Raw genomic sequence first — 22103 nt, forward strand, 5'->3', positions numbered from 1 at the left:
GGGCCGTCAGTACCCGGTGCCGCGCAGCACCACGGCGACGGTGCGCATCATCACCGAGGCGTCGGTGCGCAGCGACTGCGCCATCCAGTAGGCGTCGTCGAAGCGCGCCCGTTCGCGGAAGCGGCACTGGTTGCGGTCCGAGATCTGCCAGAAGCCGGTCAGCCCCGGGCGCAGCGCGTAATAGCGGCTGCCGGGATAGAGCACCTGCTGGGCGGGCAGCATCGGGCGCGGGCCGACGAGGCTCATCTCGCCGGTCAGCACGTTGATCACCTGCGGCAGCTCGTCGAGGGAGGTCTTGCGCAGGAAGCGCCCGATCCAGGTGATGCGGGGGTCGTCGCGCAGCTTCTGGTTGGCGTTCCATTCGGCGCGCGCGGCCGGGTTCCGGGTCAGGTGCCGCTCCAGCAGGGCGTCGGCGCCGGGCACCATCGAGCGCAGCTTCCACATCCGGAACACCCGGCCGCCGCGGCCGACCCGGGGCTGGCAGTAGAACGGGGAATGGCCGTCGCAGGCCACGGCCAGGGCGGCGAGCAGGATCGCCGGCAGCCAGACCGGCAGCGAGACGAGCACCAGAATCAGGTCGAGGATCCGCTTGCCCGTGCGGGAGTAGAAGACCGGGGACCGCTTTGGGAAGGAGGCGACATAGAGACCGAACCGGTCGTGAACATCGTCAGGATAGGCGGTCATCAAACAGTCTCGTCAGCCAACACACGGGTGGACACGTCCTAAAGTTAAAAGGCGACCAGAATTGGACTTGAAAAAGGGTCTGGCTCCCGGAATGGCAGGATACAACCGTTTTCCCCGGCCCCCTTGCATTTCCTTGCGTTTTGACACGGTTTTGCATGACTTCCTTTCTACCTTAGGGAGAATTCGGCGCGCCGAACACGAATTGACCATTTCCTCCCCACATTGATCCGGCTTCGGGAATGGATCCTTCGCTTCCGGACCCGGTCCCGCCCCCGTGGCGCCGCGGACGCGCCGGGCGCTCCGGCCGGCGCGGGGGACTGACCTTCCCGCCCGCCCGTCCTATAAGAAAGCCCGAGACCGCCTCGCTCCGTCCAGAAAGGCTTATGGCCCCCATGTCAGGCTCGACCTTCTTCGCCAGCCATTTCGGCCTTCGCGAGCGGCCCTTCACGCTTTTGCCGGATCCCGACTTCATCTACTGGACGGCGGCCCACAAGCGCGCCTTCACCGTGCTCGAATACGGGATCTTCACCTGCGCCCCGATCACCGTCGTCACCGGCGAGGTCGGGGCGGGCAAGACGACGCTGGTGCAGAAGCTGCTGTTGCAGGTGGGCGAGGAGGTCGTGGTCGGGCTCGTGTCGAACGCGCAGGGCGGGCGCGGCGACCTGCTGCACTGGGTGCTCAACGCGCTCGGCCTCGATGCCGGGCAGGAGGCGGGCTACGTCGCAAAGTTCCAGGTGCTGCAGGACTTCATCATCGACCAGTACGCCGCCGAGCGGCGCGTGCTGCTGATCATCGACGAGGCGCAGAACCTCTCGGTCGAGGGGCTGGAAGAGCTGCGGATGCTGACCAACATCAACTCGGGCAAGGACGAGCTGCTGCAGCTGGTCCTCGTCGGCCAGCCCGAGCTGCGCGACATGATCTCGCGCCCCGAGCTTCGGCAGTTCGCGCAGCGCGTCACGGCGAGCTACCACATCCCGGCCATGGACCTTCCGACGACGCGGGCCTATGTCCGCCACCGCCTCGCCCATGCCGGCGGCACCGGCGACGAGTTCTCGGAGGCGGCGGTCGCCGCCATCCACGAGGCCTCGGGCGGGGTGCCCCGGCTCGTCAACAAGCTGTGCGACTTCTCGATGGCCTACGCGATGTCCGCCGACCGCAGGACCGTCGACCTCGACACCGTCGAGGACGTGCTCGCCGAGGACATGTTCATCGCCACCCGGCCCCCGGCCCAGCCGACGCCGCTCCGGCTCGACCGGAAGTTCATGGAATGAAGGGCGAGATCGCCTTCTACTGGCGGCTGCTGCTGCGGCGTCTGCCGGCGATGGCGCTGCTGTTCCTGGTGGCCAGCGCGATCGGGCTGGCGCTGGCGGTGCGGCTGCCGGCGGTCTATTCGGCGCAGGCCCGGCTGCTGGTCGAGGCGCCCCGCATCTCCGAGGAGCTGGCGCAGTCGACGGTGCAGATCTCGGCCACCGAGGAGATCGAGATCATCCGCCAGCAGCTGCTGACCCGGGCCAACCTGATCGACATCGCCCGCGACCGCGGCGTCTTCGCCGAGATCGGGATGATGCGGCCCGACGACATCGTCGAGGAGATGCGCACCGCGACCCGGATCTCGGACCGCGGCGGCGGCCGCGGCGGCCCGACCATCGTCGACGTCTCGTTCGAGGCGCGCAGCGGCGCCATCGCCGCCGACGTGGTCAACGAATACGTCACCCGCATCACCGCCGCCAACGTCCAGAACCGCGCCGACGTGGCCGGCGACACGCTCAACTTCTTCGAGCAGGAGGTCGAGCGGCTCGACCGCGAGCTGCGCGCCCGCCAGGAGGCGATCAGCGCCTTCCAGCGCGAGAATGTCGGCGCCCTGCCCGACGGCCAGGCCTATCGCCAGGGGCGGCAGTCGCTGCTGCAGGAGCGGCTGGCCGGGATCGCCCGCGACATCTCCAACCTCGAGGAGCAGCAGCGCCGCCTGACCGACCTCTTCGAGAGCACCGGCCAGGTCGCGCCGCTGCGCGAGGAAGGCACCCCCCGGAGCCCCGCCGAGGCGCGGGTGGCCGAGATCGAGGCCGCGATCCAGGAGGCGCTGCTCGTCTATTCCGAGAACAACCCCCGGGTGGTGCAGCTGCGCGCCCGGCTCGACCTCGCCCGCGAGGCGCTCGCCGGAGAGGCCGCGCCCCCCGGCACCGCCGCGGCCGCCGAGAACCCGCAGGCCATGATCTACGAGTTCCAGATGACCGAGCTCGACACGAGGATCGAGCAGCTCCGGGCCCAGATCCCCCCCGTCGAGGAGGAGCTGGAGGAGCTGCGGATGCGCATCGAGCAGACGCCGCTCAACGGCATCACCCTGTCGGGGATGCAGCGCGACTACGAGAACTACCGCAGCCAGCTCGACGCCGCGATCGCCCGCCGCAACGCCGCCTCGATGGGCGAGCGCATCGAGCTGAGCGCCCGCGGCCGCCGCATCAGCCTCGTCGAGGCCGCCTCCATCCCGGCCAGCCCGACCAGCCCGAACCGCCCGCTGGTGGCCGCCGCCGGGGCGGGGATCGGGCTGGCGCTGGCAGCGGGGCTGTTCGTGCTGCTGGAGCTGCTCAACTCGACCCCGCGCCGGCCTGCCGACATCACCGCGAAGCTCGGGATCGTGCCGCTGGCGACGATCCCCTATCTCGAGACGCGCCGCCGCCGGCTGTGGCGCCGGGCCGGGCGGATCGCGCTGATGCTGGCGGTGCTGATCGGGGTGCCGGCCGGGCTCTGGGCGGTGGACAGCTACTACCTGCCGCTCGACCTTCTGACGCAACGCGTCCTCGACCGGCTCGGCCTCGCCTGAGCCCGTCCGCGCCCAAAGGAACCGATCCGCCATGGAGAAGCTCAGCCAGGCCCTCGAGAAGGCGCGGGCCATCCGCGAGGGCCAGTCCCCCGGGCGCGCGCCCGACCGCGTCCCGCCCCGCGCCGGCGCCCCGCGGCGCGGCGGCGCGGCCGTCGACGCGGCCTGGGCCGCGCTGCGCGAGATCGTGCCCGACCCCGCCGTCCTGATCCGCAACCGGGTCGTCACGCTCGACCCCGGGCACGAGGCCACGCCCTTCGACATCCTGCGCACCAAGGCGCTGCTGCAGATGCGGCGCAACGGCTGGCGCCGGCTGGCGATCACCTCGCCCGGGCCGGCCTGCGGCAAGACCACGACCTCTCTAAACCTCAGCCTGTCGCTGGCCCGCCAGAGCGAGCTGCGCTCGATGCTGCTCGAGATGGACCTGCGCCGGCCGGCGATGTCGAAGATCCTGGGCCACCGCCCCGAGGCCGATATCGGCGACATGCTGACCGGCGCCCTGCCCTTCGCCGAGCAGGCGCTGCGGGTGCGCGACAACCTCGCCATCTCGATGTCGGCCCGGCCCCACCGGGACCCGGCCCGCTACATGCTCAGCGCCGAGACGGCGCAGACGCTGGACGCGCTGGAGGCCGCCTACCAGCCCGACCTCGTGGTCTTCGACCTGCCGCCGCTCCTGGTCAGCGACGACGCCCGGGCCTTCCTCGGCAAGGTCGACTGCGCGCTGATGGTGGTGCGCGCCGAGCAGAGCTCGATGGCCCAGATCGATGCCTGCGAGCGCGAGATCAGCGAGCATACCAACGTGCTGGGCATGGTGCTGAGCCACGCGAAATTCGCCGATGCCGAGGGCTATTACGACTACGACTACCGCTGATCTCTCCGCCCGCGACCCCGCGACGACCGTGGTGCCGGGGCGACAGTCGCGCGCGGGTTCCGCAACGTCGCCGCCGCCGTCTTTCCTCGGCGGCGATCCTTGGGCAGGGTCGCCGCGGGTCGCAGCAGCACAGGGCCGAGGGCATGGCGTTCATCTCATTTCGCTTCCGGGCCGCCCGCGCCGCGCTGGCCGCTGCGGTGCTGGCCCCGGTTTGGGTTCTCGTCTCGGTCCTGGCCCTGGCGGGGGGCGCGGCGGCGCAGGGCTATACCGTGCAGCCCGGCGACACGCTGGCCATCGAGGTGCTGCAGGACAGCACGCTCGACCGCACCGTGCTGGTCACCCCCGACGGCAGCTTCACCTTCCCCTTCGCGGGCAGCGTGCAGGCCGCCGGCCGCACGCCCTCGCAGATCGCGCAGCGGCTGACCCAGGGCATCGCCGAGAACTTCGCGACCCCGCCCAACGTCTTCGTCTCGGTCCGCAGCGTCCGCCCCGAGGAGCCGCTTGCCCCCGAGGCGGAGGCGGCGATCCAGGTCTACATCTTGGGCGAGGTCAACGCCCCCGGCCCCAAGCAGATGGAGCCCGGGGTGACCCTGCTGCAGGCGCTGTCACAGACCGGCGGCTTCACCAACTTCGCCGCCACCAAGCGGCTGCAGCTGCGCCGCACCGACCCGCATACCGGCGCGCAGAGCCTGACCACCATCAACTACCGCGCCATCGCCGAGGGCGCACGGCTCGCCCGGGACGTCGTGCTGATCGAGGGCGACGTGATCCTGGTGCCGCAGCGCCGCCTCTTCGAGTAGGGCCCGCATGCCGGGGCCCGTCGCCGCGCCGCCGCGCCGCGGACGCATCCGGCGCGGCCTGGCCGCGGCGCTGGCCGGCAGCAGCGCCATCTGGGTCGGCGTCACCTCGGCGCAGGAGGGGGTGCCGAACCCCGCGCTGGTGATCGACCTGGGCGTCGGGCTCGAGGCGGACGGGGACGGGCCGGAGCTGCGCGGCGATGTCGGTCTCAGCTACCTCACCCGCACCCGCAGCCAGAGCTTCGAGCTGAGCCTCGGCAGCTCCGTCCGGGTCGGCGAGGACGGGATCGGGGACGAGGCCCTCCTGCCGGTGCTGCGCACGGTCTACGGCTTCGACAACGGCGCGACGCTGCTGTCGCTGTCGGGCGGCTACACCCTGCGCGAGGTCGAGGGGCTGTCCTTCCTGCTCACCGAGGACCTCGACGGCGACGGCGACCCCGGCTTCGACACGGTCGGCCTGGTCGAGGACGACGGCCTGCTGGAGACGGTCTCGGCGAACCTCGCCCTGTCGCTCTGGCGCCGGAGTCCCGTCGGGCTGGAACTGGGCGCCGACCTGCTGCGGCGCGACTACCGCGATACCTCCGACCCCGATCTCGACGACAGCCGCCGCGTCGGCGCCAGCGCGGCGCTGCGGCTGACGCCCCGGGAGGGGCTGGATTTCCGGCTGACGGCGTCGCACAGGCGCGAGAGCGAGGACGACCTCCTCGACCGCGAGACCGAGACCACGCGGCTGGGCGCCGGCGTCGACTGGCGCGCGGCGCCGGGGACCGCGATCGACCTGACCGTCGCCCGCTCGGTCCGCGAGGAGGACCGGCTGGCCGCCGGCGGCGGGCGCGAGACGATCCGGACCACGGGCCTCGTCTGGGAAGGCGGGATCGCCCAGGACCGCAGGAACGGCCGCCGCGGGCTGCGCTTCGCCCGGACGCTGGTCGATGACGGCGACCGGCTCGACGACCTGGAGCTGTTCCGCGCGCTGGACCTGGCGGGGGGCGGCGCACTGAGCCTCGGCGTAGGGCTCGCCCGGTTCGAGGACGGCGACCTGGCCGTCGAGGCGCGGGCGGCCTATTCCCAACCGCTGGCGCAGGGCGCGCGGCTGACCGCCTCGCTCAGCCGCCAGGCGGGCACCGATGGCGAGGACCAGGAGGTGGCGCGCAGCCAGGCGCGGATCGGGTTCGACCGCCCGCTGAGCCCGGTCGCGGGGGTGGGCATCTCGGCGCGGCTGGCCCGGATCGAGGTGATCGACGGGGTCGATCCCGACCAGACCGCGATCTCGGTCGCGGCCAGCTACCGCCACGCGCTGACGCCGGACTGGTCGCTGCGCGCCAGCGTGACCCATGACGCCGCGCGGCCCGAGGGCGGCGACACCGACCGCGACACCCGCCTGAGCCTCGGGCTGGGCCGCAGCTTCACCTTCCGGCCCTGAGGGGGTCGGCAGGGGACGGGTCGGAGCGGTCGCTGTGCCGATGAGGGCGCCTCGCAGGCCCCTGCCCGGCGGCCCGATGCGGAACGGCACCCGGCAGAACCGGGTGCCACGCATCCTCCGGACCCCGGACTGCCCTCAGAACCGCTGGGGGCCCTGCGGGGTCAGGCGGTAGACCGCCTCCTCCAGCCCGTGCTCCTGCAGGAACCGGGCGATGGAGCCGAAGGTGGCCGTCGCGACCGTGCCGCCGTGATCCGCCGTCGTCAGCGCCCCCGAGGCCAGCGGCGCCAGCAGCCGCTTCGCGCCGGCAAGCTCGATCGGCTGGGGCCGGAAATGCGCCGCGACATTGGCGTGGATGCGATCCCGGTCGGCGGTGCCGTAGAGCGCGGCCATCAGCACGTGCAGCGTGTGCTCGGTGCAGTTCTGGAAGCGCGGGTCCGCGGGGTTGGCCAGCACCGAGTAGCGCGGGTTGTGCAGCCTTGCGTAGTCCGGCCCCGCGATCACCCGCAGCAGCTTTGCCTGCAGCCGGGGATCGGGGACGATCACGCCGACCTCCATCCGCCGGGCGCCGGCCAGGAACTCGGCGGGGCTCTCCTGCACCAGGTCGCTGCGGGTCGGGTCGTCGGCCCTCTGATAGAGGTTCCAGACGCGGTAGCCGCGCCCCTCGGTCCCGTCGGCGCGCGTGATCGCCGACCAGACCCAGAAGGCCACATGGGTATAGCGCACCCCCGGCGGCAGGTCGTCCGGGTCGCGCCCGGTGCGGGCGACGATGGCGACGCCCGCCCCCCGCGCGGCGAGGTCGTGCTGCACCGCGTCGGCGAAGGCCGCGACCTCGGCAGCGGGCAGGACGGGGGCCGTGGCCTCGACGCTGCCCGCCCCCGCCTTGCCGGGGACGACGGCGGGGATCAGCAGGGCCAGGGCCATGAGGATGGTGACGACGAGACGGGTCATGCCGGGATCTCCTCCGCCGGGGCTCAGTCGAGCCGCGGCGCGGCGTCGGCATGCGTGCCGAGGGGCAGCGGCCGGGCCGTCGTCACATGGAGCGCGGAGCCGGTGTCGATGACGCTCTCGCCCGCCGATTGCAGCGCCGAGCCGGTCACGGCGAGCGCTCCGCCGGCCACGATCAGCGGCACCGAGACGACGGTCGCGGCCCCCGTGACCGCGGCCGAGGCGCCGTGGCTGGCGGCCTGGCCGCTGTGGTGGCCGGCCTCGGCCGAATGGCGGCCGCTTTCCCCGGCGAAGGCGGCGGGGGCGGCGAGGGCGCCCAGCAGGGCGAGGGCGGTGGCGATGCGGGTCATGGGATGTCCTTTCTTGAACGTTGTTCATTTTCGTGAGGCAGAGCTAGCCAGCCGGCCTCCGCCGGTCAATCGAAAAAATGAACGTTGTTCAGAAAACGCGCCGTGACGTTACGGCACGGGGTCGTCCCGCCTGCCGTCCCGCCCCCCGGCCAGCCGCGCCCGTGCCGCGAGCCAGACTGCCTTGCCCAGCGACCGCGGCCCGGGCGCAAGCCGCGCCGCCTGCCCCGCGTGATGCGCCGCGGCGGCCCAGTCCCCGGCCCGGCGATGGCCCCCGGCCAGCCGGTCGTGATGGCGGGCGAGCGCGCCGGGATAGCGCGCGAGCAGCGCGCCGTGCCTGTCGAGGATGCGCATCTGCGCCGCGAGCCGGGCGGTGGCCGAGCGGGTGATCGAGTTGGGCTGCATCCGCTGCACCACAAGCGGCGCGTCGACGAAGGCGACCGGGCCGGCCTGGGCCACGCGCAGCATCAGCTCCCAGTCGACGAGGGCGCGCAGCCCGGTGTCGAAGCCGCCCGCCGCCGCGAAGACGTCGCGGCGCAGCACCAGCGTCTGGGTCGAGACGAAGCTGCCCTGCGCCAGCGCGGGCAGGATGTCGCCCTCCAGCGGGCCGGGATGGTCCGGGGCGGGGATGCGCGCCGCGGCCGGGCTGCCCGGGTCCCGCGACACCTCCATCGCGCAATAGGCGGCGACATGGCCGCCCTCGGCGAGCCGCGCCATCTGCCGGCGCAGCTTGCCCGGGCGCCACAGGTCGTCGCTGTCCTGGAAGGCGATCCAGGGCGCCTCCGTCGCCGCCACCCCGTGGTTGCGCGCCCCCGAGACGCCGGGCGGCCCCGGGTTGCGCAGCACCCGCAGCCGCGGATCGGCGATCGCCTCGAGCACGGCGACCGTGCCGTCGCCCGAGCCGTCGTCCACCGCCACCACCTCGAGATCCGGGTAATCCTGCGCCAGCACGCTGGCCACGGCCTCGCCCACCGTGGCGGCGCGGTCGCGGCAGGGCACGACCACGGCGACGCGGCTCACCGCACCCGCCCGGAGGAGACGGTCGGCCGCCTGCGCGGCGCCGCGGCCCCGGTCCCGTCGCGGCGATGGGTCCGGGCGAAGCGGGTATGGACCGACCGCTCCGCCGCCGCGGGGACGTCGGGCGCGGGGCCGGACGCGGACGCGGACGGGCGCGCGGGCGGGCGCGCGGGCGGGGCGGCCTGCGGCTCGGCATATATCCAGACCCCGGCCCCGAAGAGGAACATCACGAAGATGAAGATCGAATCCCAGACATGCACCGTCATCAGCACGAAGATCAGCGCCACCCCCGAGATCAGGTAGGCCCGGCGGATCGTGCGCAGCGCCTCGTCCTCCAGCGGCGCGCGGATGATGGCGCGCCCGTGCAGCAGGACCGCCAGCGTCAGGCTGCCCGCCCCCACCAGCCCGTAGCGCATCGCCGTCAGCAGCCAGAAGTTGTCCACCGAGGAGGTCACCCAGGCCGGCCGCGGCCAGTCGTTGAAGCCGATGCCCCAGACCGGGCTGCTCATCACCGCCGCCCAGCCCGCGTCGAAGATCGCCAGCCGGACCCAGCCCGTGAACGAGTTGAAGGTCAGCGTCTCGATCAGGATCGTCACCGGCGTCCGGTTCGACGCCAGGTCGACCGCGACATAGGCCAGCACCGCGCCCGCGAACAGCAGCTTCCAGCGCCCCCCGGTCATCCAGCCCCAGCCGAGCAGCCCCACCTGCAGCAGGCAGGCCAGCAGCGGCGCCGAGGAGAGCGACACGAACGTCCCGTAGAGCGAGGCCCCCACCGCCACCGCCAGGAGCGCCCGCCGCCTTTGGAACAGCAGCACGAAGTTGGCCAGCAGCAGCGCGCAGAACAGCCCCCAGAGGATCGGGTGGTCGAAGACGCCGTAGACCCGCTCCAGCCCCATGCGGCCATAGGCCGAGCCGGCGCGCACCGGCGTGTCGAAGACCGGGCGCAGCAGGTCGGGGATCACCATCTTGCCGGTGACGCTCTCGTAGGCGGCGACGGGCAGCAGCACGAGCAGCGCCCCGAGCAGGATGACGAACATCGCCCGGTAGGCCTCGGGCCTGCGGACCAGCGCCCGCCCGGCCAGGTAGCCGCCCAGAAGCTCGACCGAGGTGATCCCCGCCGTCTGGACGTAGCGGCCGCCATGGACGATCAGGAGGGCGACGAAGATCCACAGCACGTGGAACAGGATCAGCCCGTCGACCGCGGTGACGCGCCCCAGCCGGCCGCCGAACAGCAGCGCCACCAGCGGCACGATGGACGCCAGCAGCAGCAGCCGCGTGGGCGACAGGCGGATGCCGGCCAGCTCGAAGCTGACCGGGATCAGCAGGCTGATCAGGAAGACCGCCAGCAGGCCGCGCGGCACCGACAGGCCGGCCGCCGGAAGCAGCCGCCCCGCCCGCATGCCCTGTTCGGCCGTCGCCTGCGTCACTCCGCGCCTCTCCGTTCCCGGCGAAGGGTGCGTCGCCGCCCCCCTCTGCCCTAGCGCGCCGGGGGCGGACATGGAAACGAAAAGGCCCGGCGCGCGCGCCGGCGGGGGCGGGTCACGCCGGCATCCTCTCCGCCATGTAGCCCTCGGCGTCGGCCAGCTCCGTGGGCGTCATCGGGCGGTCGATCAGGGCGAAGCCGTAGAGGTCGATCGCGCTGTAGGTCGTCGACCGGCGCCCGATGAAGAACTTGTCGGTGGAGGCGGTCTGGCCCGTGCCCGCGAAGGCCACGGGCGTGCCCGCGACGCCGTCGATGCGGCAGACCACGTTGCCCGCGTAATCCGCCATGCCGGTCAGCACGCAGGGCGTGTTCGCCGTCAGGGCGTGGGCTCCGTTGGCCGAGAAGGCCTCGCCGGCCGTGTTGAACGCGATGCTCCGGGGCACCCCCGCCGACAGCGACAGGAGCTGCGCGACGCGCGGCGAGCCGTCCGCATCGACGATGTGGTCGGTGGCCTTGAACGACCGGAGAGAGACGGCCGCGACGAGGGTGTAGCCGGTGTTCGTCCAGGCCAGGTTGCCGATCTCCATGAAGTCGTCCGTGCCGTCGAACTCGAGGTAGTGCAGCCCGCCCGCCGTCTGCCGCCAGATCGGGCGGTTCACCGTGTTGTAGGCCCGCCCGATCCGCCCGTTCGGAGACCTGTCCAGAAGCGCGCCGACCATTCCGTCGAGGGTCGGGGTACCGGAGCCGGAGGCGCTGTCGGTGACGCCCGTCGCATCGGGGATGGCGAACATGCCCATCTCGGACGAGGCGTAGAGCGACACCGGGTCGTAGGTCCCGGGCGTGTCCGGGGCCGGGGCGTTGCCCAGCACGTTGCGCCAGACATGGGCGCCGATGTCGCCGGTTCCGAGATTGGCGCTGCCGCTGCCCCACTGGAGCGGCCATGCCGGGTCCGCGTCTGCCCAGCCCGCGAAGTCGAGCACGTCCCGCATGTTCGCCGGAAGCAGGCCCTGCATGTCGAGCCAGAGCGCCTGCGCCCCCTCGGAGCGCAGCGTGGTATAGTCGTTCTCGGCCGAGGGCGTGACGTAGGAGGGGCGGGCAAGCCCGCGCAGCGCCCAGGCCGCGGCGCCGAGCTCCCAGACGCCCGGCGGCCACTGGATGTGGACCACGTCGCCCGCCGCGAAGGGCGTCGCCGGCTGCGCGTCGATCCGCAGCCGGAAGGGGACGTCGACGTTCTTGTTGCCCGAGAGGTTCGGGAAGGCGGTATGCGACCCGTCGGTCTCGGCCCGGACGATGGCGGTGGCGCCGTCGCTCTCGCGCGTCAGGACCGAGCCCGGCGGGATGTTCACCTGATACCAGTCGCCATGCACGCCGCCCGCGCCGCCGAAGCGGGCCGGGACCATGACCTCGCCCGCGCCCGCCGCGCCCTGGTCGCCCAGGGTCCGGCGACGGGAGAGGCAGTTCCTGGTCAGGTCGTCATGCGGCACGAGCTGCGTGTCGAGGAAGGCCTGGTCGATGCGGAAATACTGCCCCAGCGACCCGCCGAACCCGGCCCGGAAGCCCGCGATCCGATCCGTGCGCCCGGTGGCGCGCAGCGCCTCGATGCCGAAGGCGATCCCGGCCTGGTTATGGCCGCCATCGCCGGGCAGCGGCGCGCCCGAACCGAGGATCGGCTCGACCGTGTCGAGCCCGATCCGCACGATCCTGCGGTAGAGCGCCAGCCGCTCCGCGGGGGTGTAGGGCGACGGGTCGGCCGTCAGCGCGAACAGCGCCACGACCTGCACCCGCGCCACCGAGAAGGCGTATCCCACGCCCGGCGACCCGTCCGCGCCCGAGGGCGTCAGCCGCTCGTAGCCCGCATGCGAGGCGGTGTGGCTGTTCTGGCCGAAGACCAGCGGGTATTTCTCGAGCGCCGCCATCAGCGTCCCGTAGGCGGGGAAGGCCAGCCCGGCCGCGTCCCAGGTGGCGAGCTCCGCCAGCCGGGCGGGAGCGTCGAAGGGCAGGATCTCGGGCGCGCCGCGCCCGGTCCAGCCCACCGCCGAGGACAGGATCTCGTCGGCGCCCGGCTCCCGGGACAGGACGTGGAGCACGTCGAAGCCCTCGAGGAAGCCGTCCGGGCCGACGACGGGGTCGAGCCTGCGGCCGCGGACCAGCACCTGCCCCGCGCCCATCGCCGCCGGAAAGGCGGCGGCCAGGCCCGCATCGTAGGATCCGGTGATCCGGCCGTCATAGCCCTGGGTCGCCCCATAGGCCCCGCCGGTCCGCACCGGGTCGATCTGCGCGCCGCCCAGATCCCCGGCCAGGCCGACCTCGGCCGTGCCCGCCGGCACGACCACATAGGCCACGCCCGACTGGTCGGTGCCCGAGGCAGTCACCCCCTCGACCGTGGCCCAGCCGAGATCGGCCAGCTGCGGCGGGACGCCCGCCGCACCCTGGCCGGCGCCGGAAGCGGTGAGGCTCGTTCCGATGCCCAGCATCACGCGGTCCTCCGGCCGGAGGAGGCGGGGAAGCGGCGGCGCGCCGGGCGGGGGATCTGGGTCATGGGATATCGGCCTCGTGCTGCGGGGCGCGGAGGGGGCGCGCGGCCGCGACAGCGGCGGCAAGGCCCCCCGTCTCGCCTCTGGAAGCCGTCCTCTTGCCGCCGAGCGGGGCACCGGGGAAGTCCCCGGGCGCGCCCGCCCCCGCCGCCACCGCGCGCCGGGGGGCGGATGTTCACCTTCCGTCAAGGATCAACCTTCCGTTAACCGCGCGTCCGGAGCGTTCCGGCTTCTTTCCGGCCCCCGCGCGGGCCCCCACAGGATGGACGCCTCCGATGACCGATCCCTTCAAGACCCATACCACCGGCCTGCAGAGCCCGGTCCGCCACGCCGTCGCCGTCACCCCCGACGACGCCGCCGACCTGGCGGTGCCCTGCCGGGCGCTCAACGTCGCGCAATCGGGCTTCGTGCGGGTGACGACGCTGGGCGGCGACACGGTCGTGCTGTTCGTGAACGCGGGCGGGCTGCTGCCGGTCAGGGTCGCCCGGGTCTGGGCCACGGACACCACGGCGACGGGGATCGTCGCGCTGCACTGAAGGCGCGCAGGCCCGGGCGGGACGGCGTCACCGCCGTGCCCGTCAAGGGGGGACGGCGTTACCGCCGTGCCCGTCTGGAGAGGCGACGGCGTTACCGCCGTCCCAGCATCCACCCCATCCGCGCAAGCCGCAGCCGCAGCAGAACCAGCAGCGCGCGCGCCTTCTCGCCCCGGCTCAGCGCCGGATGGCGCAGCACCCGCGGCGCGTGGACCGGCACGCTGAGCGGCATCGCAAGCGCCCGGAGCGCCCAGGCCGCCCGCATCCGGGTCCCGCCCCGCGCGGCGAGGCCCCGGCCCTCGCGCGTGGTGCGCCGCCACTTGGCGGCCAGGGCCGGCCAGTCGGCCCGCGTCGGATGCGCCACCGCCAGGTCCCGCGCATAGGCCAGCGCGAAGCCCGCGGCCGCCGCCCGCCGCGACCAGTCCACGTCTTCCGAGATCTCGACCGAGCCGAAGGGCCCCACCGCCGCGAAGGTCTCGCGCGCCACCAGCAGGTTGCCCGACCCGAGGAAGCCCTTGCGCCGCACGTAGCCCTCCATGTCGAAGGCGAAGACCGTCTCGAACGCCTGCGCCCCCGACCGGGGGGGCGGCGTCTCGTCGAAGACGTCGACCCGCCCGCCCCGCACGATGCCCGGATCGGTGGCCAGCCGCCGCGCCACCTCCAGCCAGTCGGGGGCGGGCACGCAGTCGGCGTCGACGAACAGCAGCCAGGGCGCGGCGGTCTCGGCCACCCCCCGGTTGCGGGCGGGACCCGCGCCCCTCGTGGGCTCGACCAGGACGCGCGCCCAGGGGAAGCGCGCGCGCACCCCGTCCAGGCCGGCGGGGGAGGCGTTGTCGACCACGACGCATTCGACATCGTCGCGGCCCTGCGGCTCCAGCGCCTCGAGGCAGCGGGTCAGCCGGACCGGATCGTCGTAATGCGGGATGATGACGGCGAAGCGCGGCGCGGCCTGCATGGGGCTCTCGTCGGGAGGGATCGGCCGTCCTTAGCAACGATGCCCCGGGCCGCAAAGCGGGCATGCTTGATTGACCGGCCCCGGCGCCTCTCCTATTGCTCCGCCGCCTGCCGTCCGCCAGGAGCCCTCCGTGCCCGCGACATCCACGGCCGATCCCGCCCTGACCGTCGTGATGGTCAGCTACAACACGCGCGACCTGACGCTTGCGGCGCTGCGCACGCTCCTCGAAACCACGCGCGAGACGGCGATGCGCGTCGTCGTGCTCGACAATGCCAGCACCGACGGCTCGGCCGAGGCCGTCGCCGCGTCCTTCCCGGAGGTCGAGCTGGTCCGGTCCTGCGAGAACCTGGGCTTCGCGCGGGCCAACAACCGCGTCGCCGCCGCCGCGCGGACCGAGTGGCTGCTGCTGCTCAACCCCGACACCGAATGTCGCCCGGGCGCGGTCGACAGGCTCATGGCCTTCGCCCGGGCGCGGCCGGAGGCGGGCATCTGGGGCGGGCGCACGGTGTTTCCGGACGGCCGCCTCAACCCCTCCTCCTGCTGGATGCGGATCACGCCCTGGAGCATGCTCTGCCGCGCCACCGGCCTGACGGCGCTGTTTCCGGACAGTTCCCTGTTCAACCCCGAGGGCCTCGGCGGCTGGGCCCGCGACAGCACCCGCGAGGTCGATATCGTGTCGGGCTGCTTCCTGCTGATCCGGCGCGCGCTCTGGGAGGAGCTGGGCGGCTTCGACCTGAGGTACTTCATGTATGGCGAGGACGCCGATCTCTGCCTGCGCGCGGCGCGGGCGGGCTGGCGGCCGGCGATCACGCCCGAGGCCGAGATCGTGCATCTGGTGGGCGCGGCCTCGACCCGGGCCGACAAGCTGGTGATGGTCAACGCCGCCCGCGTGACCCTGATGCGCGACCACTGGCCGGGCGCGCTGGTGCCGCTCGGGGTCGGGCTGCACTGGCTCTGGGGGGCCGTGCGCCTAGGCTGGGCGCGGGTGCGGGCCCTGACCGGCAGGCCCGGCGACCTCGAGACGGCGCGGAAATGGCGCGCCGTCTGGGCGCGCAGGCGCGACTGGCTGACGGGCTATGCGCCCTAGGCGCCCCGCTGCGGCCCGGGACCGGGCGCGCGGGCGAAGCCCTTAAAATCCTAGGCAGATCGGCATGGCCCCGCGGGCCGGCCCGGCCTAGCCTTCGTGTCGGCCGCGCGCGGACCCGGGGGCGCGGGCGCGGCCGTGACCCCATGACCGAAAGGATCGCCTGCATGGCTCTCGGCCTTCTCCTCCCCGCCACGCTGCTGGGCTATCTCGCCGGCGGGCTGGGCCTCGCCCTGGGCGCCGGCTGGCAGGCCAGCCTCGGCCTCCTGGCCGGGGTCGGAAGCGCGACGCTGCTTCTGTTCGCCGCCGTCCTGGCGCTGCGCGCGCGGGCGGCCCGGGGATCATCCGCCGGGACCCCGACCGGGCCGGCGACCCTGCGCGGGGCCTTCGGGGCCGGCCCCCGCCCCTAGGCCCGACCCCCGCCCTCGGGCCCGACCCCAGCCCCCAGGCAGGCCCCCGCCCGATGCGGCCCTTCCGCCCGCCCGCTTGCGCCCCCGCCCGCTTGCGGGCGATGACGGACCGGACCCGGACGGAGACCGCCATGACGAGAAGCGCCGCGACGGATCCGCCGCAGCCGGACGGACCGCTCTATGCCGTGGGCGACCTGCACGGGCGCGCCGACCTGCTGGAGCGGATGATCGACCGCATCGCCGCCGACGCGGCCGAACGGGGCGTGGCCGGCACCGCCGTGACCGTCTTCCTCGGCGACCATGTCGACCGCGGCGCCGATCCCCGCGCCGTGCTGGCGCGTCTGGACGCCCATCGCCGCGCGGCCCCCGACCGGACGATCTGCCTGATGGGCAATCACGAGAAGATGCTGCTCGACGCGCTCGACGGCGACCCGGTGCGGGGCGCGCGCTGGCTGCGCCATGGCGGGTTGGAGACCTGGGACAGCTTCGACCTCGGCCCCCCGCCCGACGACTGGGAGGAGGCCGCGCCGCGCCTGCGCGCGGCCCTCGGCCCCGCGATCCTGGCCTGGCTGCGCGACCTGCCGCTGATGCACTGCTCGGGCGACGTGATCTGCGTTCATGCCGCGCTCGACCCCGCCGCCCCGCCCGAGGCGCAGGTGCCCCGGGTGATGCTCTGGGGTCATCCGCGCTTCCTGGCGAAGCCCCGCCGCGACGGGCTCTGGGTCGTGCATGGCCACACCCCCGTCCACGACCCGGAGGTCGCGGGCCGCCGCATCGCCGTCGATACCGGCGCGTGGTATTCCGACCGGCTGACGGCGGCGGCGCTGACCCCGGGCGAGCCCGTCCGCTTCCTTCAGGCCTGAGGGCCGCCCGCCTTGCCCCCGGCCCCCAAACCCTCCAAAAGGCCCGCCAGACCAGGGGGGCGCATGACCGACAAGACACATCTCATCGTCAGCGGCGTGGCCCGCAGCGGCACCACGGCCTTGGCCGAGCTGCTGAACGCCCACCCCCAGGTCGGGGTCGGGATCGAGCGCTACAAGTTCCGCTACCTGCGCGAGAACGTCTACGACCCGGGCTTCTTCGCGAAGGAGCGCTTCTTCGACTTCCAGCCCGGCGACACCAACCTGCGCCCCGCCGAGCGCCCGGCCTGGGCGCCCGTCTACGATTCCATCGCCGCCAAGTGGGACGCGGCCCGCGTCATCGGCGACAAGGTCCCCGACCTGACCCCGGTGCTCGAGGACTTCCTCGACGCCCAGCCGCGGACCCGCTGCCTCTACATCCTGCGCAACCTCAAGGATGTCGGCCTGTCCTGGCAGGCCCGGGCCGACAAGCCGCGCGACAGGTGGCCGAAGGGCAAGGACTTCGCCGCCGCCTGCGAAAGCTGGGCGGCGCAGCAGGCGCAGCTCCAGGCGCTGTTCGACAGCCGGCCCGAGCTCAAGGACCGCTTCCTCCTGGTCGACTACGACCGGATGTATGCCGAGGACACCCCGATCGAGGCGGCGCTGCTGTCCTTCCTCGGGGTCGATCGCGCGAAGCCCTTCTCGGAGATGCTGAAGCGCCACCGCGGCTTCATGGCCAAGCGCGCCGACCGCAAGGTCCCGCCGGAATGGGTCGAGACCTACAAGGCCATCGACCAGACCGTCGCCAGGGGCCTGCGCAAGGAGGCCCGGATCCAGACCGCCCGCTGGGCCGCCGCCGCCTGACCATGACCCTGCCCCCCCGCCTGCGCGCCCTGGCCAAGCGGCTGCTGCCGCAGGCGGTGGGCTATGTCGACCGCTTCGACGCCGACCGGGTGGCGGGCTGGGCCGTCGACCCGAAGGACCCGTCGCGCCCCGCGCGGCTGACGCTGCATGTCGATGGCCGCCACGAGATGAACGTGCTGGCCAACCTGCCCCGCGACGACGTCGCCCAGACCGGGCGGGCGCCCCTGAATTGCGGGTTCGACGCGGCCCTGCCCGCGCGGCTGCGCGACGGGGCGGCGCACAAGCTGGAACTCAGGCTGGAACGCGACGGCACGCTTCTGCGCGGCGGGCGGCTGAAGCTTTCGGCCGGCGAGGCGGCGCTGGTGGCGGCGCCCTGGGCGGCCAGCCCGCTCGACGGGCTCTGCTGGTTCGACCGCGACCGGGGCGCGGTCACCGGCTGGGCCACCGGCACCGGCCATGTCGAGCTGGCTTGGGACGAGGGCGCGCCGACCCGCGTCACGCTCGACCGCGAGGTGCCGGGCTTCGGCGCCTTCAGCCAGCACGGCTTCTCGGTCCGCGTGCCCCCGGGCCTCGCCGATGGCCGCACCCATCTCGCCCATGTCACCGTCGCGGGCGCGCCCCTGCAGGGCAGCCCCGTGCGGGTCGGCCTGACGAGCGACCGCCCCGTTCTGACGCTGATCCCCGAGGCCGGTCGCCGCCTCCGGATCGAGGCGCGCGACGCCACGGGCAATCCCGTGGCCCCCGGCGCCACCGTGCTGGCCGACGGCACGCGGCTCGAGGCCGCGGAGGAGCCCGCCGCCCTGACCGTCACCCTGCCGCCCGAGGTGCGCCACGTCGTCGTGACCGATGGCGAGGGCGCCGTTCTGGCCCGCCGCGTCGCCACCCCCGGCCGCGCGCTGGAGGACTGGTCGGCGGACCTGCCCGCGCCGGAGCTCGATGCCGCGCGCCTCTCCGACGACCTCTGCGAGCGGGCCCGCGCCGCCTTCGACGCCTTCTGCGCCGACCCCGACGACCGCTTCGACCCGACCTGGTACGCGGCCACCGCCGGGTTGGAGGAATGCACGGCCCCCGCCGAGGCCCTCGCCCACTGGCGCGACACCGGCGCCGCCCGGGGCCTGCCCCCCGGCCCCGGCATCGACGAGGCGGCGGCCCGCGCCCTCCACCCCGCGCTCGCCCGCGCCATCGAGGACGGCCGCCTGCCCTGCGGCTTCGCCGTCGAGCTGGTGCTGGGCCGGGGCGCGATGGGGTCGCTGACCGGCCTCGCCCGCGCCAACCGCCCCCTGGGCCGCGCCGATCCCCCTCCGCTCCCCGCCGAGGAGGCCGAGCCCGGCGCCCTGCCGCTCCCGTCCGACTGGCAGGCACCCCCGGACGGCATCCATGCCGCGTATCTCGCCCGGCTGTCCGACGGCGACCGTGCCCGGGCCCTGGCCGACGAGCGCGGGACGCACCGCGACGTGGCCACCGTGCCCCTGGCAAGCCGCCCGCTGGTCAGCATCGTCATGCCCAGCTGGAACCGCGCCTTCACCATCGCCGAGGCGATCCAGTCGGTGATCGAGCAGAGCTACGACAACTGGGAGCTTCTGGTCTGCGACGACGCCTCCGAGGATCGCACCGCGGACGTGGTGCGGGGCTTCGACGACCCGCGCATCCGTTACATGCGCTTCCTCAAGTCGAACGGGGCGGGCGCCCGCAACAACGGCCTGCGCTTCGCGCGTGGCGAGGTGATCGCCTATCTCGACAGCGACAACCTCTGGCACCCGCTCTTCCTCGACCGGATGCTGCGCGCGCTGGAGGCGGCGCCGGGCGTGCCGATCGCCTATTCCTCCTATCTCGACACCGAGACCATCGGCGCCCGCATCACCCTGCAGGAGGTGGCGCGCCCCGCCTTCCGGCCCGTCCAGCTCTCGGGCAAGAACTTCATGGACCTCAATTCCATCGTCCATCACCGGAGGGTCTTCGACTGGCTGGGCGGTTTCGACGAGGCGCTGCCGCGGCTGCAGGACTGGGACCTCGCCCTGCGCTACACTTCGGTGTTCCGGGCCAGCCATGTCGACCGGACCCTGGTCTTCTACCGGCGCAACATCGCCTGGGGGCAGGTGACGCATACGCAGATGGGCTCGAACGCCCAGGCCACGGTCGGGGAAAAGACCCGGGCGCGGCTGGCGGGCGATCACGCGCGGCTGGCCATCGACTGGCCCGCGCCGCCGAAGACGACGGTGCTGCTGATGCCGCCGCCGGGGCAGCGCGGCCTCGCTCCCGGCGACGCGGCGCTGGCGCGGGGGCTGGCCGATCTGGCCCGCGCCCACGGACCGGTCGAGGCGGTGGCGGTGGGCGAGGCCGAGGGCTTCGCCGCGCTGCCCGCTAGCCTGCTCGACGACCCCGCCCGGCTGAGCCAGGCGCTGGCGGGCCATGTGGCCGAGGGCGCGACGCTGGCCGTGGGCCCGGCCCGCGCGACGCTCCGCGCCCTGCCCGATCTCGACCCCGCGCGCACGCTGACGCTGGACCAGACGCAGGCCGGCACGATGCTGGTGCCGCTCTCGGACCCGCGCGCCGCCCTGCCGCTCGGCGCCGTCCCGCTGGAGGGCGCGCCGGGCGCGCCCCCTTCCGAGCCGCGCTTCTTGGTGCTGGGCCTGCGCGCCGAGGCGCAGCTCGACCCTCTGCGGCGCGAGGCCGCGCGGATCGGCGTCGCCCTCGACACGCCGCGCCGCGCCGCGTCGGACCTCGCCGCGCATCCCAGCCTCGTCCTCGTCCTGCGCGAGCTGGCCGACCTCGACCCCTACGAGTTCGCCCTGCTGCAGGCGCTCCAGTCCCGCGGCACGCCCTCCGCCGTCCCGCCCGAGGGCGACCCGGCCGGCTTCGGCAACCAGTGGATCGAGTCGCGCGCGGCCTTCGCGCTGACCCGCACCGATGCCGAGTGGGTCTTCGAGAAGACCGCCAAGCTGCTCTCGGACACGGGCACCATGGCCCGCCTGTCGGAGCGCAGCGCCCAGGCCCATGCCATCGCCTGCCACCCGGCGCTGGCGCGCGAACGGCTGGCCCATGCGCTCTGGTGGGTGCTGGCGCGGTGAGCGACCCCCGGATCGTCCCGCTGCTGGCCCATGGCGTGCTGGCCGTCGAGGGCGGGGCCGCGCCGGTCCTGAGCCACGGCACCGCGAGGCCCCTGCCCCATCCGGGCCGCTTCCTGGTCGAGCCGGTGCCTGCGGAGCCCCTGACCGTCACCCTGCAAGGCGCGGCCCCGGTCACGATCCGCCCCGGCGGCTGGTCGGGCAGGGTGGCGCGCGCGCGGGGCGGCCGGATCACGGGACAGGCGCGCGACGACCGCGACCCGGACCGCGACGTCACCGTGCTGGCGCTCGGGCCGCACGGCGTCGTCGCCCGCGCCACCGCCCGCGCCGCCGAGGAGGGGCGCTTCACCCTCGACCTGCCCGCCTCGGTCGCCCGCGCCGCCTACGCCACGCGGCTGACGATCGGCATCGCGGGCTCCGACCACGTGCTGGACCGGGGCCGCATCGACGCGGGCGCTCCGCCCCGGACCTGGTACCGCCCCGCCGAGGCGCCCGCCCTGCGCATCAAGATCTCGACCCCGAACCTGCGCGAGGCGCCGCTCTGGGGCGACAGCCATTTCGCCGCCTCGCTGGCAGCCGCCTTCGAGCGGCTGGGCCGCCCCGTCGGCGTCGACTGCATGGACGGCTGGTACGGCCGCACCGCGCGCGAGGATGCGGTGCTGGTGATCCGCGGCCGTCAGCCGGTCACGCTCGACCCCGGCAAGATCAACCTGATGTGGCTGATCTCCCATCCCGACCGGGTGACGGAGGCGGAATATGCCGAATACGACCGCGTCTTCGTCGCCTCGGACATCTATGCCGCCCATCTGCGCAAGCGCGGCCTCTCCCATGTCGAGGTGCTGCACCAAGCCACCGACGCGACGATGTTCGGCGCCGTGCGCCCGCCCGAGACCCGCCGCCCCGCGCCGGTCTTCGTCGGCAATTCCCGGCGCGAATACCGCACCATGGTCAAGTGGTGCATCGAGAGGGGCGTGCCGCTCGACCTCTATGGCGGCGGCTGGGAGGGGGTTCTGCCAAAGGGCTACGTCCGCGCGCCCTCGGTCTCGAACCGGGACCTGCCGGCGCTCTATGCCTCGCACCTGCTGCTCCTCAACGACCACTGGGATTCGATGCGCGACAACGGCTTCCTGTCGAACCGGCTGTTCGACGGCTCGGCCACGGGGACGCCGATCCTGACCGACCCGGTGGCGGGGCTGGAGGCGGTCTTCGGCGACACGATCGCGACCGCCTCCGAGCCGGACGCCTTCGCCGAGACGATCCGCGCCTGCCTCGACGACCCGGAGCCCTTCCTCGCCCGCGCCGCCCGCGCCCGCGAGATCGTGCTCGGCGCCCACACCTTCGACCACCGCGCGGCCACGCTGGCCGAGGCGGTCGACCGGGTGGCGGCGGGGTGGGGCCTCGGACGCCGGTCCGGCTTGAACCCTGCCCGCCCCTTCTAGTAGAGGGGCCCGACCCTCCATTGGACGGGACCGATCTTGCGGCAGGGGACGAGCC

At 73.9% G+C, this 22103-nt stretch carries 19 protein-coding genes; 12 read left to right on the plus strand and 7 right to left on the minus strand.

The genetic code is table 11. The features are described 5' to 3' along the window. Positions 1–6 precede the first annotated feature (6 nt). Complete coding sequence (locus tag DR046_RS16420; protein WP_115383478.1) at positions 7–684, minus strand: sugar transferase; 678 nt, start codon at positions 682–684, stop codon at positions 7–9. 392 nt (positions 685–1076) lie between these two features. Here DR046_RS16420 and DR046_RS16425 point away from each other — a divergent pair, with 392 nt between their 5' ends. From DR046_RS16425 to DR046_RS16445, 5 genes are all read left to right on the plus strand, one after another. Further along, complete coding sequence (locus DR046_RS16425; RefSeq protein WP_115383504.1) at positions 1077–1955, plus strand: ExeA family protein; 879 nt, start codon at positions 1077–1079, stop codon at positions 1953–1955. Then, a complete protein-coding gene (locus DR046_RS16430) occupies positions 1952–3505 on the plus strand; it encodes a GumC family protein (RefSeq protein WP_115383479.1) in 1554 nt (517 codons plus the stop codon). The genes DR046_RS16425 and DR046_RS16430 overlap by 4 nt, the downstream gene beginning before the upstream one ends. 31 nt (positions 3506–3536) lie before the next feature. After that, positions 3537–4373, plus strand: a complete 837-nt coding sequence (locus DR046_RS16435) for a tyrosine-protein kinase family protein (RefSeq protein ID WP_115383480.1) — start codon at positions 3537–3539, stop codon at positions 4371–4373. Positions 4374–4516: 143 nt separating this feature from the next. Next, positions 4517–5173, plus strand: a complete 657-nt coding sequence (locus tag DR046_RS16440; protein ID WP_115383481.1) for a polysaccharide biosynthesis/export family protein — start codon at positions 4517–4519, stop codon at positions 5171–5173. Positions 5174–5180: 7 nt separating this feature from the next. Next, complete coding sequence (locus DR046_RS16445) at positions 5181–6593, plus strand: porin family protein (RefSeq protein WP_115383482.1); 1413 nt, start codon at positions 5181–5183, stop codon at positions 6591–6593. Between the two features lie 135 nt (positions 6594–6728). On the opposite strand, the gene DR046_RS16450 is transcribed toward DR046_RS16445, so the two are convergent. The 5 genes from DR046_RS16450 to DR046_RS16470 form a co-directional block, all read right to left on the minus strand. Continuing rightward, on the minus strand, positions 6729–7541 hold the full coding sequence (locus tag DR046_RS16450; RefSeq protein WP_115383483.1) for a DUF2145 domain-containing protein: 813 nt from the start codon (positions 7539–7541) through the stop codon (positions 6729–6731). A 23-nt stretch (positions 7542–7564) separates the two neighbouring features. Continuing rightward, positions 7565–7888 (minus strand): hypothetical protein, encoded by a 324-nt coding sequence (locus DR046_RS16455; protein WP_115383484.1) that lies wholly within the window; start codon positions 7886–7888, stop codon positions 7565–7567. A 108-nt stretch (positions 7889–7996) separates the two neighbouring features. Beyond that, a complete protein-coding gene (locus tag DR046_RS16460; RefSeq protein WP_115383485.1) occupies positions 7997–8905 on the minus strand; it encodes a glycosyltransferase family 2 protein in 909 nt (302 codons plus the stop codon). Continuing rightward, positions 8902–10329 (minus strand): O-antigen ligase family protein, encoded by a 1428-nt coding sequence (locus tag DR046_RS16465; protein WP_115383486.1) that lies wholly within the window; start codon positions 10327–10329, stop codon positions 8902–8904. The genes DR046_RS16460 and DR046_RS16465 overlap by 4 nt, the downstream gene beginning before the upstream one ends. Positions 10330–10441: 112 nt before the next feature. After that, complete coding sequence (locus DR046_RS16470; RefSeq protein ID WP_115383487.1) at positions 10442–12799, minus strand: hypothetical protein; 2358 nt, start codon at positions 12797–12799, stop codon at positions 10442–10444. A gap of 335 nt (positions 12800–13134) precedes the next feature. Between DR046_RS16470 and DR046_RS16475 the strand changes: the two genes are divergently transcribed. Continuing rightward, on the plus strand, positions 13135–13395 hold the full coding sequence (locus tag DR046_RS16475; RefSeq protein ID WP_115383488.1) for a spike base protein, RCAP_Rcc01079 family: 261 nt from the start codon (positions 13135–13137) through the stop codon (positions 13393–13395). A 91-nt stretch (positions 13396–13486) separates the two neighbouring features. Here DR046_RS16475 and DR046_RS16480 read toward each other — a convergent pair whose 3' ends face one another. Continuing rightward, positions 13487–14347, minus strand: coding sequence for a glycosyltransferase family 2 protein (locus DR046_RS16480; protein WP_115383489.1), 861 nt, complete (start codon positions 14345–14347; stop codon positions 13487–13489). 130 nt (positions 14348–14477) lie between these two features. Between DR046_RS16480 and DR046_RS16485 the strand changes: the two genes are divergently transcribed. The 6 genes from DR046_RS16485 to DR046_RS16510 all read left to right on the plus strand — a co-directional run bounded on the left by DR046_RS16485 (position 14478) and on the right by DR046_RS16510 (position 22048). Beyond that, complete coding sequence (locus DR046_RS16485; protein ID WP_115383490.1) at positions 14478–15434, plus strand: glycosyltransferase family 2 protein; 957 nt, start codon at positions 14478–14480, stop codon at positions 15432–15434. 164 nt (positions 15435–15598) lie between these two features. Continuing rightward, positions 15599–15841: a hypothetical protein gene (locus DR046_RS16490; protein WP_135227318.1), complete on the plus strand. Its 243-nt coding sequence runs from the start codon at positions 15599–15601 to the stop codon at positions 15839–15841. Positions 15842–15972: 131 nt separating this feature from the next. Then, the gene (locus DR046_RS16495; RefSeq protein WP_115383492.1) at positions 15973–16704 is read left to right on the plus strand and encodes a metallophosphoesterase family protein; all 732 of its coding nucleotides are present in this window, start codon (positions 15973–15975) and stop codon (positions 16702–16704) included. A 63-nt stretch (positions 16705–16767) separates the two neighbouring features. Continuing rightward, positions 16768–17544, plus strand: a complete 777-nt coding sequence (locus DR046_RS16500; RefSeq protein ID WP_115383493.1) for a sulfotransferase — start codon at positions 16768–16770, stop codon at positions 17542–17544. Positions 17545–17546: 2 nt separating this feature from the next. Further along, complete coding sequence (locus DR046_RS16505; RefSeq protein WP_115383494.1) at positions 17547–20612, plus strand: glycosyltransferase; 3066 nt, start codon at positions 17547–17549, stop codon at positions 20610–20612. After that, entirely contained in the window at positions 20609–22048 is a 1440-nt protein-coding gene (locus DR046_RS16510) for a CgeB family protein (RefSeq protein WP_115383495.1), read from the plus strand. The genes DR046_RS16505 and DR046_RS16510 overlap by 4 nt, the downstream gene beginning before the upstream one ends. Positions 22049–22103: the final 55 nt, after the last annotated feature.

This window comes from Jannaschia formosa (assembly GCF_003340555.1).
Taxonomy (GTDB): Bacteria; Pseudomonadota; Alphaproteobacteria; order Rhodobacterales; family Rhodobacteraceae; genus Jannaschia; species Jannaschia formosa.

Excerpts from the sequence above, each read along its gene's own strand:
- DR046_RS16470 (WP_115383487.1), bottom strand. The coding sequence starts at position 12,799 with ATGCTGGGCATCGGAACGAGCCTCACCGCTTCCGGCGCCGGCCAGGGT.
- DR046_RS16445 (WP_115383482.1), top strand. The coding sequence starts at position 5,181 with ATGCCGGGGCCCGTCGCCGCGCCGCCGCGCCGCGGACGCATCCGGCGC.
- DR046_RS16450 (WP_115383483.1), bottom strand. The coding sequence starts at position 7,541 with ATGACCCGTCTCGTCGTCACCATCCTCATGGCCCTGGCCCTGCTGATC.
- DR046_RS16455 (WP_115383484.1), bottom strand. The coding sequence starts at position 7,888 with ATGACCCGCATCGCCACCGCCCTCGCCCTGCTGGGCGCCCTCGCCGCC.
- DR046_RS16505 (WP_115383494.1), top strand. The coding sequence starts at position 17,547 with ATGACCCTGCCCCCCCGCCTGCGCGCCCTGGCCAAGCGGCTGCTGCCG.
- DR046_RS16495 (WP_115383492.1), top strand. The coding sequence starts at position 15,973 with ATGACGAGAAGCGCCGCGACGGATCCGCCGCAGCCGGACGGACCGCTC.
- DR046_RS16420 (WP_115383478.1), bottom strand. The coding sequence starts at position 684 with ATGACCGCCTATCCTGACGATGTTCACGACCGGTTCGGTCTCTATGTC.
- DR046_RS16425 (WP_115383504.1), top strand. The coding sequence starts at position 1,077 with ATGTCAGGCTCGACCTTCTTCGCCAGCCATTTCGGCCTTCGCGAGCGG.
- DR046_RS16490 (WP_135227318.1), top strand. The coding sequence starts at position 15,599 with ATGGCTCTCGGCCTTCTCCTCCCCGCCACGCTGCTGGGCTATCTCGCC.
- DR046_RS16500 (WP_115383493.1), top strand. The coding sequence starts at position 16,768 with ATGACCGACAAGACACATCTCATCGTCAGCGGCGTGGCCCGCAGCGGC.
- DR046_RS16475 (WP_115383488.1), top strand. The coding sequence starts at position 13,135 with ATGACCGATCCCTTCAAGACCCATACCACCGGCCTGCAGAGCCCGGTC.
- DR046_RS16435 (WP_115383480.1), top strand. The coding sequence starts at position 3,537 with ATGGAGAAGCTCAGCCAGGCCCTCGAGAAGGCGCGGGCCATCCGCGAG.
- DR046_RS16430 (WP_115383479.1), top strand. The coding sequence starts at position 1,952 with ATGAAGGGCGAGATCGCCTTCTACTGGCGGCTGCTGCTGCGGCGTCTG.
- DR046_RS16480 (WP_115383489.1), bottom strand. The coding sequence starts at position 14,347 with ATGCAGGCCGCGCCGCGCTTCGCCGTCATCATCCCGCATTACGACGAT.
- DR046_RS16440 (WP_115383481.1), top strand. The coding sequence starts at position 4,517 with ATGGCGTTCATCTCATTTCGCTTCCGGGCCGCCCGCGCCGCGCTGGCC.